This is a genomic window from Microbacterium sp. HMH0099 (genome assembly GCF_049384025.1).
Taxonomy (GTDB): domain Bacteria; phylum Actinomycetota; class Actinomycetes; order Actinomycetales; family Microbacteriaceae; genus Microbacterium.
The window spans coordinates 266,878-282,000 of the sequence record NZ_JBMRJR010000001.1 but is presented as its reverse complement, the minus strand read 5'-3'; the positions used below and the strand labels follow the sequence as shown (position 1 = coordinate 282,000).

The following is a 15,123-nucleotide window of genomic DNA, read 5'->3' as shown; positions in this document are numbered from 1 at the left end:
CGCGCGCCGGCCGCCGACCCCCGGGACACCCATGCACCCCCTTCTCTCCCCCTCGCCCGTCCTGACGGGCTTCCCCACGGTCGACGCCCTCGAGTCCGCGTTCCTCGCCCTCGCCGAGGGCGCACCGCATCTCGTGCGCCGTCGCCTCCTCGGCCGCTCCCGGCTCGGCGAGCCCATCCCCGTCTACGAGATCGGCGACGGGCCGGCGCACGCCGTCGTCGCCGGGGGCGTGCACCCCAACGAGCCCATCGGCTTCCACACCGCCCTCGCCCTCGCCCGGCGGCTCGTCGCCGACGACGCCCTCCGCGGCGAGCTGGGCATGACCTTCCACATCGTCCCGTGCATCGATCCGGACGGGACCCGCCTGAACGAGGGCTGGTTCGCCGCGCCCGGCGACCGCGGCGCGTACGGGCGGGCGTTCTACCGCCCCGCCCCGGACGAGCAGGTCGAGTGGAGCTTCCCGCTGTCGTACAAGCGGCTGCACTTCGACCGCGTGCTGCCCGAGACCCGGGCCCTCGCCGACCTCTTCGACACGGTCGAGCCGGCTCTGTTCGTCGGCCTGCACAACGCCGAGGTCGGCGGCGTGTACTTCTACGTGAACCGCGAGGACGACGCGCTCGTCCGCGAGCTGTCGTCGATCCCGGCACGCCACGGTCTGCCCCTCGACAACGGGGAGCCGGAGTCGCCCGACCTGGTGCGTCTCGGCGACGCCGTGTTCCGCTGCCCGACGGTCGCGGAGCGCTACGACTACGTCGAGTCGCTCGGGCTCGACCCGCTCGCGGAGGCGTCCGGGGGCGGCTCCGCCGACTACCTGCAGCGCTTCGGCACCCTCGTCATGGTCGCCGAGCTGCCCTATTGGACGCACGCCGACGTGGCGGACGACCGTCCGAGCGGCCTGCCGTACCGCCGTGTCGTCGCGGATCGCGCGCACCGGCTCCGCACCCTCGGCGAGACGCTGACGGGCGTGCTGTCCCGGGTGGATCCGCACCTGACGATCCCCAGCCCCTTCCTGCGCGGTGCACGCGCGTTCGCGCCGTTGATGGCGGTCCTCGCGGATGCCGAGGACGAGCGGGCGCGGCGTCTGACCGACGAGCGCGTCGCGACGCGTGCCGAGGTGTTCTCGAACGAGGACACCGTGCGGTCCTTCCGCCTCCGGTTCGGGGGGATGCTCCTGCGCGCGCTGGAGGCGGAGTGCGCGGCGGGAGTCGCGCACGACACGGTGCGCCGCGAGCGCGACGCCTTCCGGCGCGTCTACGACGACTGGGTGGCCGAGGCCGAACAGGTGCCGCTCGACACCCTCCCGCTCGCCGACCTGGTCGGCGTGCAGCTGGACGCCCTGCTGGCGGCGGCCCGGGCGGCGGTGACCGCGTGAGGTTCGCGCGCGCCGCCGGCGGGCGCCTGCTGGAGGTCGGCATCGTCTTCCTCGGCGTCACCTTCATCATCTACGCGATGGTCTACGCCCTCCCGGGCGACCCGATCGCGGCGCTCGGCGGGGACCGGCCGCTCCCGCCGACGGTCGTGGCCGAGCTGCGGCGGCAGTACCACCTCGACGATCCGCTCGTCCTGCAGTACCTGCGCTACCTCGGCGGACTGTTCACGGGAGATCTGGGGACCACCTTCGACGGCGTCGCGGTGGCCGACCGCATGGCCGCGCGCTGGCCGGTGACGATCACGCTCGCCGTCACGGCCTGGGTCATCGAGGTCGTGCTCGGTGTGCTCCTCGGTCTCGTCGCGGGCCTGCGCAAGGGCAGCTGGATCGACCGCGGCGTGCTGCTGACCACGATCCTCGCGACCTCGATCCCGATCTTCGTCGTCGCCGTCGGCGGGCAGCTGATCTTCGGCCTGCAGCTGAAGTGGCTCCCCATCGCCGGCACGACGGCGGGATGGCCGACGGCCTACCTCCTGCCCGCGGCCGTCATCGCGATCTTCGGCCTCGCCGCGATCGCGCGCCTCATGCGCGGCAGCGTCATCGACACGCTCCAGTCCGATTTCGTCCGGACCCTGCGTGCCAAGGGCGTCCCGCGTCGCACGATCGTCGGCACGCACGTCATGCGCAACTCCGTCGCCCCCGTCCTCACCTTCGTCGCCATCGACCTGGGCTACCTGCTCGGCGGCGCCGTCGTGGTCGAGGGCGTGTTCAACCTGCCGGGCATCGGGCAGCTGCTGTTCTCCGCGATCCGCACGCACGAGGGACCCACCGTGGTGGGGGTGGGCACGACGCTCATCCTCATCTTCCTGGCGCTCAGCCTGCTGGTCGACCTCGTCAACTCCGCCCTCGACCCGAGGATCCGCCATGTCTGAGATGATCGCCGCCACCGCAGCGGACCAGCCCACGCTCGTCGACCGCGGCCTCTGGTCCGTCCTGCGCCGCCGGGTGACGTTCTGGGCGCCCCTCGCCGTGCTCGCGGTGCTCGCGCTCGTCGCCGTCGCGCCCGGGCCGATCGCGATGCTCTCGGGCAGCGGGGACCCGCGCGCCTGCGACCTCGTCGACAGCGCCCTGCCGCCCGGGCCGGGACACCTGTTCGGGACCGACCTGCAGGGCTGCGACATCTACGCCAACGTCATCTTCGGTACCCGCACGTCGCTGTCCATCGGACTGCTGACGACGGCGCTCTGCCTCATCGTGGCGATCGTGCTCGGGACAATCGCCGGGTACGCCGGCGGCATCCTGGACACGATCATCTCCCGCCTCACCGACGTGTTCCTCGGGTTCCCGTTCATCCTGGGCGCGATCATCGTCCTGAACAGCCTCGGCCGGCCCGACCCCGTGCTGGTCTCGCTCGTGCTGGCCTTCTTCTCGTGGCCCACGATGGCCCGTCTGGTGCGCGGCGCGGTGCGGAGCGTCCGGGGCGCCGACTATGTGCGGGCGGCATCCGTCATCGGACTGTCGCACGTGCAGATCGTCCTCCGGCACGTGCTCCCCAACGCGATCGGGCCGGTGCTGGCGATCGCCGCCACCTTCGTCGGCGGCGTCATCGTCGCCGAGTCGACCCTCACCTTCCTCGGTGTGGGGCTGCGGGCGCCCACGATCTCCTGGGGCCTGCAGCTGGCGAACGCGCAGTCGTACGTCGGCACGGCGCCGCATATGCTCCTCTTTCCCGCCCTCTTCCTCAGCATCACCGTGCTCGCGCTCATCACCCTGGGCGACACCGTGCGCGACGCCCTCGACCCGAAAGGACGCTGACCGTGTCGACTCCTTCCTCCGCCCCCGCCGCGACCCTCGCCGATGCGACGGCCGCCGACGCGCCCGCCACCGCGCTCGCGGATGCGCCCACCGCCGCGCCCACCACGGCGCACCGCGATGCGGCCCCCAGCCAGTCGGACGCGGCGGACGGGACCGCCGCCCGCCGCGACGCGCTGCTCCGCGCCGGAGCCGCCTACGTCGCCCAGTGGATCGGGTTCCAGCACGAGCTGCGCGGGGTCCCCGGCATCCAGGTCGCCATCCGCCACCGCGGGGAGCTCCTCCTCGACGAGGCGTGGGGGGTCGCGGATGCCACGACGTCCGAGCCCCTCACCACGGGGCACCTCTTCCGCATCGCCTCGCACTCCAAGACGTTCACGGCCACCGCGGTCCTGCAGCTCGTCGAGCGCGGGACGCTGCGCCTGGACGACCCGGTGTCACGGTGGCTGCCCGAGCTGGCGGACGCCGAGGTGGGCCCGGTCACCGTGCGCGAGCTCCTCGGGCACCAGGGCGGGGTCATCCGAGACGGCGTCGTCGCCGACTTCTGGCAGCGCGGCCTGCCCTTCCCGGACGGTGCCGAGATCCTGCGCATGGCGGCCGAGGAGGGGCGCGTCTTCGCCCCGAACGAGCACTTCAAGTACTCCAACGTCGGATATTCGCTGCTCGGTCTCGTGATCGAGGCGGCGACGGGACGGACGTACGGGCAGTACGTGACCGACGAGATCGTCCGTCCGCTCGGTCTGGACGACCTGGGACCCGAATGGGATGCCGACCGGGCCGACGAGTACGCCTCCGGCCACACCGCGGCGCTGCAGGCGGGGGCGCCCCGGCGCGTCATCCCGCACGTCGACACGCGGGCGATGGCGGCGGCCACGGGATGGTTCGGCACGGCCCGCGACCTCTCCGCGTACTTCGCCGCGCACGCCCCCGGCGAGGAGACGCTGCTGTCCGAGGGGTCGCGGCGCCTGCTGCAGCGCCGGGAGTCGGACATCGAGTACGCGGGCGTGCTGCGGCACTACGGGCTCGGCTTCGACGTGCGCGACCTCGACGGGGCGAGCCTGATCGGACACAGCGGCGGCTATCCCGGGCACATCACGCGCACGTGGCTCGACCTGGACGACGACATCGTCGTCAGCGTCCTCACCAACGCCATCGACGGTCCGGCCGACGTGCTCGCGACCGGGGCCGTCGGCATCCTGCGCCTCGCTCTCGCCCAGCTCGACCGCGAGCCGGGCGCGGCGGACATCACCGGGCGGTTCGCGAGCATGTGGAGCGTCGCCGATCTCGTCGACCTCGGCGGCGCCCTCGCGGTGCTGCACCCGGCCGACCCCGACCCGGCCCGATCGGCCGAGGTGCTCGAGGTCGACGCCGACGGGACGCTGCGCATGCCCGCGCGGGCCAGCTTCGGCGCCAGCGGCGAGCCGATGGGCGTCGAGCGCGACGACGCGGGGGAGGTCGTCTCGATCCGGTTGAGCGGCATGTCCATGTGGCCGTACGACCGCTATCGCTACGCTCTGGCGACGGAGCAGCCGTCGGAGCTGCTGAAGGGGATGGCCTTGTGATCGACGACGGACACGCCGAGCCCACCGGTCCGCTGGACGAGGCCGTGAGCGCCTTCGTGGAGGACTTCGCGTACGCCTGGGGTGCGGCCGGGAACCCGCGCATGGAGGGCCGCGTCCTCGCCCTCCTCCTGATCGTCGACGAGCCGTACCTGTCGTCGGCTCGGATCGCCGATCTGCTGCAGGCCAGCGCCGGTGCGGTGTCGATGTCGACCCGCGCGCTCGTGAACCTCGGCTTCCTCAAGCGCCACGCCATCCCGGGCGACCGCAGCCACTACTTCCGCACCGAGGACGACGTGTGGGGCGGGTTCCTCGCGGGGGAGCGGGACTACGTCCGGCGCATCAACTCCACCCTCGAGTTCGGCCTCGACGTCCTCCCCGAGGACGCCTCCCGGCCGCGCACGCGACTCACGAACGCCCTGCGGTACATGACGTGGCTCGTCGGCCACCACCGCAAGATGCTCGCCGAATGGCAGGAGTACCGCGACAGCACGGCGGGCGCCGCCCCCGGGGGCGCCGCGGGCGAGACCCCCGTCGAGCCGGCACGCCGGGAGGTCGGCTCGTGAGCGCGCCCGTGCTGGAGGTCACCGGACTCGAGGTCGTCTTCGAGGTCGGGACCGAGAAGATCGTCGCCGTGTCGGGACTGGACCTCACGGTCGGGCACGGCGAGATCGTCGCGCTCGTCGGCGAGTCCGGGTCGGGCAAGAGCGTGAGCGCCCTGGCCCTCGTCGGACTCCTCCCCGAGCGCGCCCGCGTCCGCGGGACGGCCCTGTTCGACGGTGTGGACCTGCTCGCCCTCGACGAGGTCCGGCTCAACGCGATCCGCGGCTCCCGCATCGCCGTCGTGTTCCAGGACCCGATGAACGCCCTCGACCCGGTCTTCCCCATCGGGCACCAGATCGACGAGGTGCTGCGCGTGCACCGCCCGGAGATGGACCGCGCCGCTCGGCGCGCCCGCGTCATCGAGCTCCTCACGATGGTGGAGATCCCGGATGCCGCCGCGCGCGTGCGCTCGTATCCGCACCAGATGTCGGGGGGTCAGGCCCAGCGCGTCATGATCGCGATGGCCCTCGCCTGCGACCCGGAGCTGATCATCGCCGACGAGCCGACGACCGCGCTGGACGTGACCGTCCAGCGCGAGGTGCTGGACGTCATGCGACGGCTGCGCGAGCGGACCGGGACGGCGATGCTCCTCATCACGCACGACATGGGCGTGGTGGCCGACATGGCCGACAGTGTCGTGGTGCTGCGCCGCGGAGAGGTGCAGGAGCGCGCCGACGTGCAGCGCATCTTCGACGCGCCCGCGGCGCCGTACACGCGACAGCTCCTCTCGGCGGTCCCGCGCCTCGGCGCCTCCGAACGCGCCGTCGCCGCGGCCGAGGGCGAGCCGGTCCTCGACGTGCAGGGACTGACGGTCGTGTACGGCCGCGGGGCCCGCGCGCTCACCGCGGTCGACGACGTCGACCTGCGGATCCACCGCGGCCAGACGACGGCGCTGGTGGGGGAGTCCGGGTCGGGCAAGAGCACCATCGGCATGTGCGCGCTGGGCCTGGCGCCCATCACGGCGGGACGCGTGCTCATCGACGGCGTCGACCTCCGCGGGGCCCGCCGCGCCGAGGCGCTCGCGGTGAAGAGGTCGGTCGGAGTCGTGTTCCAGAACTCCACGGCGGCCCTGGACCCCCGGATGAGCATCGGGGCGTCGATCGCCGAGCCGCTCCGCGCCCACACCGACCTGTCCTCGCGGGACCGCGAGGCGCGCGTCGGCGCCCTCCTGTCGGACGTCGAGCTCCCGGCATCCTGGGCCCGCCGTTTCCCCCACGAGCTCTCGGGCGGTCAGCGGCAGCGCGTCGCGATCGCGCGGGCCATTGCTCTCGAGCCCCGTCTGCTCGTGGCCGACGAGCCCACCTCGGCGCTCGACGTGTCGGTGCAGGCGACGGTGCTCGAGCTCCTGCGGCGTCTCCAGGAGGAGCTGCGGTTCGCCTGCCTCTTCATCAGCCACGACCTGGCGGTGGTCGACCAGCTGAGCGATCGCGTCGTCGTGCTGCGGCGCGGCCGGATCGTCGAAGAGGGCCCCCGCCGCGAGGTGCTCGCGGCGCCGCGCGAGGAGTACACGCGGGCGCTCATCGCGGCCGTGCCCGTGCCCGATCCGCGGGAGCAGGCCCGGCGCCGGTCGGCGGCCTGAGCACCCGCCCGGTGCGCACGCGTGCGGCCCCGGTGTCGGCGGTCGCCGATAGCGTGGACTCATGGTCGGTTATCGCTACCTCGGAAACAGTGGATTCAAGATCTCGGAGATCACCCTCGGCAACTGGGTGACGCACGGCTCGCAGGTCGGCGACGACGCCGCCGTCAAGACGGTGCACGCGGCGCTCGACGCGGGCATCACCACCTTCGACACGGCGGACACGTACGCCAACACCGCCGCTGAGACGGTGCTCGGCAAAGCGCTCGAGGGTCAGCGCCGCGAGTCGCTCGAGATCTTCACGAAGGTGTACTTCCCGACCGGCCCCATGGGTCCGAACGACACCGGCCTGAGCCGCAAGCACATCATGGACTCCATCAACGGGTCGCTGAAGCGCCTCGGCACCGACTACGTCGACCTCTACCAGGCCCACCGCTTCGATTACGAGACCCCGCTCGAGGAGACGTTCCAGGCCTTCGCCGACCTCGTCCGCCAGGGCAAGGTCCTCTACATCGGCGTCTCGGAGTGGACCGCCGAGCAGCTGCGTGAAGGACACGAGCTCGCCAAAGACCTCGGCATCCAGCTCATCTCGAACCAGCCGCAGTACTCGATGCTGTGGCGCGTCATCGAGGGCAAGGTCGTCCCCACGAGCGAAGAGCTCGGGATCTCGCAGATCGTCTGGTCGCCGATGGCGCAGGGCGTGCTCAGCGGCAAGTACCTGCCCGGGCAGCCGGTTCCGGAGGGCTCGCGCGCGACCGACGAGAAGAGCGGCGCCAACTTCATCAAGCGCTTCCTCCGCGACGACGTCCTCGAGGCCGTGCAGAAGCTGAAGCCGATCGCCGAGGAGGCGGGCCTGTCGATGCCGCAGCTCGCGATCGCCTGGGTGCTGCAGAACCCGAACATCGCGGCCGCTCTCGTGGGCGCCTCGCGGCCGGAGCAGCTGGCGGACACGGTCAAGGCCTCGGGCGTGACGCTCGACGGCGACACCCTGGCCGCCATCGACGCGGCGCTGGGCGACGCGGTCTTCTCGGACGCCGAGAACACCTACGAGGTCTCTCCCAAGAAGCGCCTGGGCTGACCGCACGGACGAGCGGGTCGGGCGTGCGCGCCCGGCCCGCTTCTCCGTGCCCGGGCCCCGCGCTGGGCCCCGCCTCAGGCGCCGCTCAGGAGACGGCAGGGATCGCGTCGTACCCTGAGCGAATGTCCTTTTCCGCTCACCGGCCCGGCCGCTTCGGCTCCGACGGCCGCATCGAGTTCACAACGGACGAGGAACGCGCGCAGTACCTCGACGAATTCCTCGCCGCGCAGAACGCGGCGGAGCATCCCGCCGAGCCGCAGGATCACACCGCCGAGCCGTGGGGAGCCCCGCCGGCCGACGACGAGACCCTGCCCCTCGACCGCACGCCGGCGGAGACCGACCCCGCGTCCTCGCAGCCCGCGTCCGACCCGGTGGTCGAGGAGCAGCCGGCGTCCGACCCGGTGGTCGAGGAGCAGCGCGCGTCCGAACCGGTGGTCGAGGAGCGCCCCCGGGAGCTCGACGCGGTCGCGCTCGCCGTCCCCGCGCCGGAGGACCCCCGGCCCCCGCGTCTGCGCCGCGCCGACCCGCGGCGACCGAGTCTGTCGATGGTCCGCCGCATGGCCGTGCTCGGCGGTGCCGACAACGACGTCCTGGACGAGGTCCCGGAGGAGACGCCGCGATTCGTCCAGATGTTCTTCGTGCTGTTCGGCACGGCACTCGTCTCGGCCCTGTCGATGATGTTCGCGTTGCTCACCGGCGTGCGCGTGGCGATCTGGCTCGCCGTCCCCCTCGCCATCGTGTGGGGCCTCATCATCTTCAACCTCGACCGCTTCCTCACCTCGACCATGCGGTCGACGAAGAACATCGGACGGCTCCTCGGCCTCGCCGTCCCCCGCGTCATCATGGCGGCGCTCATCGGCATCGTCGTCGCGGAGCCGCTGGTGCTGCAGATCTTCCAGAACGACATCACCCGCGAGGTCAACTCCACGAACGTGACGCAGGCGCTCACCGACCAGGACGCGATCCTGAACGGTCCCGAGAAGCAGGCGCTCGACGCGGCCAGCGCCCAGGTCAGTGCGCTCGAGAACCAGGCGGCGACGGGCATCGTCGCCGGCACGTCGTCGACGTCCGCCGAGTCCGCCGCGGCCCAGCAGACCGTCGACCAGCTCACCCAGCAGCTCGCCGCCCAGCAGACCGTCATCGACCAGGCGCGCGCGGTGTACCAGTGCGAGCTCACGGGGCAGGGGGCCGGCACGGTGCCCGGCTGCACCGGCGTGGCCGGCGACGGCGCGAGCTCGGATGCCGCCCAGGCCCAGCTGCAGCAGGCGCAGTCGTCCTACGACGCGCTGTCGTCGCAGTTGCAGCAGGCCCAGCAGGCGCTCACTGCCGCCAACGCCGCGGGCACGGACGCCGCCGCCTCCTCGGCCGAGCAGAACAAGGCGCAGGCGGAGGACCAGCTGCCGGCGGCCCGCGCCCAGTACGAGGCGGCGCTCGCCGCCTACAACGAGCGCACGTCCTCGGTCGCCGGCGGCAATGCGCAGGCCATGGGCCTGCTGTCGCAGATCACCGCGCTGGAGAGGCTCGGAGAGCGCGAGCCCGTCCTGAAGTGGGCGCACTGGTTGATCGCCGCACTGTTCTTCATGATCGAGCTGCTGCCCGTGCTCGTCAAGGTGCTGACCGGCTTCGGCGGACCGTCGCTGTACGAGCGGGCGGAGACGATGCGCGGCCAGGTCGCCCTCGACCGCGTCACCGCACGGACGTTCCGCAAGCGGGCCGACATCATCACCGACGAGGCGACGCGGGTCCCGGCGGCGACGGCCTGATGGTCGCCTGGAGCGCGGGGCTCCTGCTGTACCGGCTGACGCCCGCCCCCGAGGTGCTCATCGCCCACATGGGCGGACCGTTCTGGGCGTCGAAGGACGCCGGCGCCTGGTCGGTCCCCAAGGGCGAGTTCGACCCGGAGACCGAGGGCGCACGCGACGCCGCCCGCCGCGAGTTCGCGGAGGAGCTCGGCGTCGAGCCGCCGGCGGGGGAGTGGGCCGAGCTCGGCACCTACCCCACCTCGTCCGGCAAGAAGGTGGTCGTCTTCGTCGCCGACGGCTCCGGGTTCACCGCCACCGACTTCGTCTACGGCGAGTTCGAGATGGAATGGCCGCCCCGCTCGGGGCGGACGGCCTCCTTCCCCGAGGTCGACAGGGCGGAATGGATGCCGCTGGACGTCGCCCGCGACCGCCTCGTGAAGGGTCAGCGGCCCGCTCTGGACGCGCTCGCCGCCGCCCTCGACCGCGCCTGACCCGGCGTGTCCCCCTTTGTGCAGGAACGGGGGGCCGAACCTGCACGAAGGGGGACATGCCGGTCAGGCCGAAGGCCGACGGCGCCGGGTCAGGCGGGCGTCACGGCCGCAGGAGGACCTTGCCGATGCGCGGCGACAGGCTCGTGGTGACCGCCTCGGCGATGTCGTCGAGGCCGAAGGTCGCCGCGACGGGCAGGGTCACGGTGCCGTCCCCGAGGTAGCGGGCGAGCTCGCCGAACAGGGCCGCGCGGGTGGTGGCATCCATCGTCTTGCTCACGACGCTGCCCCAGAACCCCTTCACGGTCGCCTGGCGGAAGATGATGTCGCCCGCGGAGAGCTCGAGCTTCCCGGCGCCCATCGAGCCGAAGATCACGAGCGTGCCGTTCTCGGAGAGCAGCGACAGCACGTCGTTGCTGGCCGAGCCGCCGACCGAGTCGACGCCCGCCACGATGCGCGCGCCGTCCGCGAGGGCGAGCGCCCGGTCGCGCCAGCCGTCGTCGTCGGTGGAGACGATGTTCTCGATCCCCTGCTCCGCGAGCTCGGCGACGGCGCTCGCGCGACGGACGAGACCGATGACGTGGATGCCACGGGCACGGGCGATCTGCGCGACCATGCGGCCGACCGCGCCGTTCGCGGTGTTCTGGACGATCCAGTCGCCGGGGGCGAGGTCGAGGGAGTGGAGGAGGCTGATGGCGCTGAAGGGCATGGCGACGAGCTGCGCGGCGACCTCGTCGGACAGGGCGTCCGCGACGGGGATGAGCGCCGCGGCCGGCGCGAGCACGTACTCGGCCCATACGCCGAAGGTCCCGCCGGTGGCGACGCGCTGTCCCACGGTCAGTCCCTCGACGCCGTCGCCGAGCGCGTCCACGACGCCGACCGCCTCGGTGCCGGCCCGCGCGGGGAGCTCGGGCTTGTAGCCGTAGGTGCCACGGACGGTCCACAGGTCGTGGTTGTGGATGGGGGACAGGGTGACGCGCACGCGCACCTCGCCCGGCCCGGGCTCGGGCGTGGCGACCTCCTCGACGGCCAGGACGTCGGCGGGCTCTCCGAACTCGTGGTGGATGATCGCGCGCATGGGTTCCTCCCGTGGTTATTTTGTAACGACCGGTCTAATATAGACCCCGACGACGAGGAGCGGCACCCATGGGCAGGACGGCGACCTTCGACCGAGGACAGGTGGTCGACGCGGCGCGCGACGTCTTCTGGCAGCGCGGCTACGCCGAGACGGGCGTCGTCGAGCTGGAGGAGGCCACGGGCCTGACCCGCTCGAGCCTGTACAACGCCTTCGGCAGCAAGAGGGGTCTCTTCGACGCGGTGCTCGCGGCCTACCTCGACGACGTCGTCCGCACGCGCCTGCGCCCGCTCGGCGGTGGCGACCCCGGGGCCCTCGAGGCCTACGTCGACGAGATGCGCGCGGCCATCGCGGCCGACACCCCGCGCGCGCGGGCGGGATGCCTCCTCCTCAACGCCGGGTGCGCGCCCCTCGCGTCCGACGACGCGGACCTGCGCCGCCTGGTGTCGGGCTACGCGGCCGAGATGCGCGCGGCGATCCGGGCCGCGGTGGCCGACCGCCGACCCGACCTGGACCCGGATGCCACGGACGCGCTGGCAGCGGTCTGCTCCTCGCTCGTCGTGGCCGGGCTGACGCTGGCCCGGGCCGACCGCGACGCCGCGGTCGCCACGCTGGGCTCCGTCGCGTCGACGCTGGAGGCGTGGGCGTAGCACCCCGCCGTGCCCTTGTATACGCAGAGCCCCCGATGACCGGCCGGATCGGCCATAATCGATAGCAATGTATACAGAGGCCGGATCATGAGGGCGGGTGACGGGGCGTACTCCCGACTGCTCGACGAGATCCAGACCGGCGTCCTCGCCCCGGGCGCCGTCCTCGCCGAGGTCGAGCAGGCGGCACGCCTCGGCGTGAGCCGCACGCCCCTCCGCGAGGCCCTGCGCCGACTCGCCTCCGACGGGCTCGTGACGCAGGCCTCGCCGCGGGTGACGGTCGTCGCCGGCATCGATGCGGACGACATCCGCGCCCTGTTCGAGCTGCGCCGGGCCCTGGAGTCCGAGGCATCCCGTCTCGCCGCCCACCGCGCCGACCGCCGGGCGTTCCGCGCCCTCGCCGCCGAGTTCGACGGCATCGACACCGACGACACCGACGGGTACTACGCGCTCATCGCCCGCTTCGACGCCGCCATCGACGCGGCGGTCGACAACAGCTACCTCTCCGCGTCACTGCGCAGCGTCCGCATGCACCTCGTGCGGGTGCGACGCATGGCGCGCTTCAACCCCCTGCGCCTCTCGGCCTCGGCGCGAGAGCATCGACTGATCGCGCACGCGATCGGCGACGGCGACCCCGAGCTCGCCGTCCACGCCACCCACGTGCACCTGCACAACGCCCTCACCACCATCCTCGAAGCCCTGACGGAGGACTCCTTATGACGATCACCCACCACGTGCGCGTGCACCGCAGCGACGAGAACCTCGCCCGCGAGGGACAGCTGGCGTGGGCGCTCGCCCGGGTCGCCGTGGACCCCGTCGCCGTGGACGACGACGTCGTCGACATGATCGTCAACCGCCTCATCGACAACGCGGCCGTCGCAGCCGCGTCGCTGTCGCGGCAGCCGGTCAGCGCGGCGCGCCAGCAGGCGCTCGATCACGCCGTGTCCATCGGCGGCGTGGGCGCGACCGTCTTCGGCTGCGCCCTCGAGCGCCGCTCGAGCCCCGAGTGGGCCGCCTGGGCCAACGGCGTCGCCGTGCGGGAGCTCGATTACCACGACACCTTCCTCGCGGCGGACTACTCGCACCCCGGCGACAACATCCCGCCCGTGCTGGCAGTCGCCCAGCACACGCGCCGCGACGGTGCCGCGGTGGTGCGCGCCCTCGCCACGGCGTACGAGATCCAGATCGACCTCGTCCGGGCCATCTCGCTCCACGCGCACAAGATCGACCACGTCGCCCACCTCGGCCCCGCGGCCGCCGCCGGCATCGGCACTCTGCTCGACCTCGACCAGGAGACCATCTACCAGGCCATCGGTCAGGCCCTCCACACCACGACCGCGACCCGCCAGTCGCGGAAGGGCGAGATCTCGACCTGGAAGGCCCACGCCCCCGCCTTCGCCGGGAAGATGGCGGTCGAGGCCGTCGACCGCGCGATGCGGGGCGAGACCAGTCCCTCCCCGATCTACGAGGGCGAGGACGGCGTCATCGCCTGGATGCTCGACGGTCCGGACGCCTCCTACGACGTGCCCCTCCCCGCCGAGGGCGAGTCGAAGCGCGGCATTCTCGACTCCTACACGAAGGAGCACTCGGCCGAGTATCAGGCGCAGGCCTGGATCGACCTGGCCCGCCGCCTCGGCACGGAGCGTCCCGAACTGCGCGACCCCGCCAACGTGGCATCCATCGTCCTGCACACCAGCCACCACACGCACTTCGTCATCGGCTCCGGCGCGAACGACCCGCAGAAGTACGACCCGACCGCCTCGCGCGAGACGCTGGACCACTCGATCCCGTACATCTTCGCGGTCGCGCTGCAGGACGGCGCGTGGCACCACGTCGACTCCTACACCCCCGAGCGCGCCGGCCGGGAGGACACCGTCGCGCTGTGGCACAAGATCACCACGGACGAGGACGCGGAGTGGACCCGCCGCTACCACTCCGAGGACCCGAACGAGAAGGCGTTCGGCGGACGCGTCGTCATCACCCTCGCCGACGGCTCCACAGTCGAGGACGAGATCGCCGTCGCCGACGCCCACCCCCTCGGGGCCCGGCCGTTCGCGCGCGAGGACTACATCCGCAAGTTCCGCACGCTCGCCGAGCCGGTGCTGCTGCCGGAGGAGATCGAGCGCTTCCTCGCGCTCGTGCAGCGCCTGCCCGAGCTGACCGCCGACGAGGTGCAGCACCTCTCCATCGTGGCCAAGCCCGGGGTGCTGGCCCTCGCCCCGGCCCCGAAGGGCCTGTTCTGATGCTGTACGCCCAGGCCACCGCGGCAGAGAAGCGTCGCGCGCTGCGCGAGAGGCTGGCATCCGGGGACCTCGTCCGGATGCCGGGGGCCTTCAATCCCCTCTCGGCCCGCCTGATCGAGCGCAAGGGCTTCGACGGCGTCTACATCTCGGGCGCCGTCATCTCGGCCGACCTGGGGCTGCCCGACATCGGGCTCACGACCCTCACCGAGGTCGCCGGACGCGGCGGGCAGATCGCCCGCATGACCGAGCTGCCCGCGATCATCGACGCCGACACCGGGTTCGGCGAACCGATGAACGTCGCCCGCACGATCCAGACGCTCGAGGACGCGGGGCTCGCCGGTGCCCACATCGAGGACCAGGTCAACCCGAAGCGCTGCGGTCACCTCGACGGCAAGAGCGTCGTGGACGCCGACACCGCGGTCAAGCGCATCCGGGCGGCCGTCGACGGTCGGCGCGATCCGAACTTCCTCGTCATGGCCCGCACCGACGTGCGGGCGGTGGAGGGACTGGATGCCGCGATCGACCGCGCGAAGGCCCTCGTCGATGCGGGCGCGGACGCGATCTTCCCCGAGGCGATGCGCGACCTGGGGGAGTTCGAGGCAATGCGCTCGGCTCTGGACGTGCCGATCCTGGCGAACATGACCGAGTTCGGGAAGTCGGAGCTGTTCTCCACCGCCCAGCTGCGCGACGCGGGCGTGAACCTGGTCATCTGGCCGGTGTCGCTGCTCCGCCTCGCGATGGGCGCGGCGGGACGGGGCCTGGACGCCTTGGCATCCGAGGGTCATCTGCGCGACCAGCTGGGGGACATGCAGCATCGCGCCGACCTGTACGACCTCATCGACTACGAGGGCTACACCCGCTTCGACGCCGACGTGTTCGACTTCACGGTCGAGCGCTAGCCGGCATCCGTGTCCTCTTATGTGCAGCGGGA

At 72.4% G+C, this 15,123-nt stretch carries 14 protein-coding genes; 13 read left to right on the top strand and 1 reads right to left on the bottom strand.

The genetic code is table 11. The annotated features are described in order from the left end of the window. Positions 1-31: 31 nt before the first annotated feature. The 9 genes from ACO03V_RS01120 to ACO03V_RS01080 all read left to right on the top strand — a co-directional run bounded on the left by ACO03V_RS01120 (position 32) and on the right by ACO03V_RS01080 (position 10,230). Positions 32-1,372, top strand: a complete 1,341-nt coding sequence (locus tag ACO03V_RS01120; RefSeq protein ID WP_423136294.1) for a M14 family zinc carboxypeptidase — start codon at positions 32-34, stop codon at positions 1,370-1,372. Continuing rightward, positions 1,369-2,301, top strand: coding sequence for an ABC transporter permease (locus ACO03V_RS01115; RefSeq protein ID WP_367732504.1), 933 nt, complete (start codon positions 1,369-1,371; stop codon positions 2,299-2,301). The genes ACO03V_RS01120 and ACO03V_RS01115 overlap by 4 nt, the downstream gene beginning before the upstream one ends. Further along, positions 2,294-3,184, top strand: a complete 891-nt coding sequence (locus ACO03V_RS01110) for an ABC transporter permease (protein ID WP_367732506.1) — start codon at positions 2,294-2,296, stop codon at positions 3,182-3,184. The genes ACO03V_RS01115 and ACO03V_RS01110 overlap by 8 nt, the downstream gene beginning before the upstream one ends. Before the next feature lie 2 nt (positions 3,185-3,186). Next, positions 3,187-4,743 (top strand): serine hydrolase domain-containing protein, encoded by a 1,557-nt coding sequence (locus tag ACO03V_RS01105; RefSeq protein ID WP_423136293.1) that lies wholly within the window; start codon positions 3,187-3,189, stop codon positions 4,741-4,743. Continuing rightward, positions 4,740-5,306, top strand: coding sequence for a GbsR/MarR family transcriptional regulator (locus tag ACO03V_RS01100; protein ID WP_423136292.1), 567 nt, complete (start codon positions 4,740-4,742; stop codon positions 5,304-5,306). The genes ACO03V_RS01105 and ACO03V_RS01100 overlap by 4 nt, the downstream gene beginning before the upstream one ends. Further along, positions 5,210-6,922, top strand: a complete 1,713-nt coding sequence (locus ACO03V_RS01095; protein WP_423136291.1) for a dipeptide ABC transporter ATP-binding protein — start codon at positions 5,210-5,212, stop codon at positions 6,920-6,922. Before ACO03V_RS01100 ends, ACO03V_RS01095 begins: the two co-directional genes overlap by 97 nt. A gap of 61 nt (positions 6,923-6,983) precedes the next feature. After that, positions 6,984-7,997: an aldo/keto reductase family protein gene (locus ACO03V_RS01090; protein WP_423136290.1), complete on the top strand. Its 1,014-nt coding sequence runs from the start codon at positions 6,984-6,986 to the stop codon at positions 7,995-7,997. 122 nt (positions 7,998-8,119) lie between these two features. Further along, complete coding sequence (locus ACO03V_RS01085) at positions 8,120-9,760, top strand: DUF4407 domain-containing protein (RefSeq protein WP_423136289.1); 1,641 nt, start codon at positions 8,120-8,122, stop codon at positions 9,758-9,760. Then, a complete protein-coding gene (locus tag ACO03V_RS01080) occupies positions 9,760-10,230 on the top strand; it encodes an NUDIX domain-containing protein (protein ID WP_423136288.1) in 471 nt (156 codons plus the stop codon). The genes ACO03V_RS01085 and ACO03V_RS01080 overlap by 1 nt, the downstream gene beginning before the upstream one ends. 100 nt (positions 10,231-10,330) lie before the next feature. Here ACO03V_RS01080 and ACO03V_RS01075 read toward each other — a convergent pair whose 3' ends face one another. Beyond that, positions 10,331-11,305, bottom strand: a complete 975-nt coding sequence (locus ACO03V_RS01075) for a zinc-binding dehydrogenase (RefSeq protein WP_367732522.1) — start codon at positions 11,303-11,305, stop codon at positions 10,331-10,333. Between the two features lie 68 nt (positions 11,306-11,373). Here ACO03V_RS01075 and ACO03V_RS01070 point away from each other — a divergent pair, with 68 nt between their 5' ends. The 4 genes from ACO03V_RS01070 (at position 11,374) to prpB (ending at position 15,091) form a co-directional block, all read left to right on the top strand. Further along, positions 11,374-11,952, top strand: a complete 579-nt coding sequence (locus ACO03V_RS01070) for a TetR/AcrR family transcriptional regulator (RefSeq protein ID WP_367732524.1) — start codon at positions 11,374-11,376, stop codon at positions 11,950-11,952. An 87-nt stretch (positions 11,953-12,039) separates the two neighbouring features. Further along, the gene (locus ACO03V_RS01065; protein WP_423136287.1) at positions 12,040-12,669 is read left to right on the top strand and encodes a GntR family transcriptional regulator; all 630 of its coding nucleotides are present in this window, start codon (positions 12,040-12,042) and stop codon (positions 12,667-12,669) included. After that, positions 12,666-14,192, top strand: coding sequence for an MmgE/PrpD family protein (locus tag ACO03V_RS01060; protein ID WP_423136286.1), 1,527 nt, complete (start codon positions 12,666-12,668; stop codon positions 14,190-14,192). Before ACO03V_RS01065 ends, ACO03V_RS01060 begins: the two co-directional genes overlap by 4 nt. Beyond that, a complete protein-coding gene (gene prpB, locus ACO03V_RS01055; RefSeq protein WP_367732530.1) occupies positions 14,192-15,091 on the top strand; it encodes a methylisocitrate lyase in 900 nt (299 codons plus the stop codon). Before ACO03V_RS01060 ends, prpB begins: the two co-directional genes overlap by 1 nt. The last annotated feature ends 32 nt before the right edge of the window (positions 15,092-15,123 follow it).

Excerpts from the sequence above, each read along its gene's own strand:
- ACO03V_RS01070 (WP_367732524.1), top strand. The coding sequence starts at position 11,374 with ATGGGCAGGACGGCGACCTTCGACCGAGGACAGGTGGTCGACGCGGCG.
- ACO03V_RS01085 (WP_423136289.1), top strand. The coding sequence starts at position 8,120 with ATGTCCTTTTCCGCTCACCGGCCCGGCCGCTTCGGCTCCGACGGCCGC.
- ACO03V_RS01120 (WP_423136294.1), top strand. The coding sequence starts at position 32 with ATGCACCCCCTTCTCTCCCCCTCGCCCGTCCTGACGGGCTTCCCCACG.
- ACO03V_RS01095 (WP_423136291.1), top strand. The coding sequence starts at position 5,210 with ATGGCAGGAGTACCGCGACAGCACGGCGGGCGCCGCCCCCGGGGGCGC.
- ACO03V_RS01075 (WP_367732522.1), bottom strand. The coding sequence starts at position 11,305 with ATGCGCGCGATCATCCACCACGAGTTCGGAGAGCCCGCCGACGTCCTG.
- ACO03V_RS01110 (WP_367732506.1), top strand. The coding sequence starts at position 2,294 with ATGTCTGAGATGATCGCCGCCACCGCAGCGGACCAGCCCACGCTCGTC.
- ACO03V_RS01065 (WP_423136287.1), top strand. The coding sequence starts at position 12,040 with ATGAGGGCGGGTGACGGGGCGTACTCCCGACTGCTCGACGAGATCCAG.
- ACO03V_RS01090 (WP_423136290.1), top strand. The coding sequence starts at position 6,984 with ATGGTCGGTTATCGCTACCTCGGAAACAGTGGATTCAAGATCTCGGAG.
- ACO03V_RS01060 (WP_423136286.1), top strand. The coding sequence starts at position 12,666 with ATGACGATCACCCACCACGTGCGCGTGCACCGCAGCGACGAGAACCTC.
- ACO03V_RS01080 (WP_423136288.1), top strand. The coding sequence starts at position 9,760 with ATGGTCGCCTGGAGCGCGGGGCTCCTGCTGTACCGGCTGACGCCCGCC.
- prpB (WP_367732530.1), top strand. The coding sequence starts at position 14,192 with ATGCTGTACGCCCAGGCCACCGCGGCAGAGAAGCGTCGCGCGCTGCGC.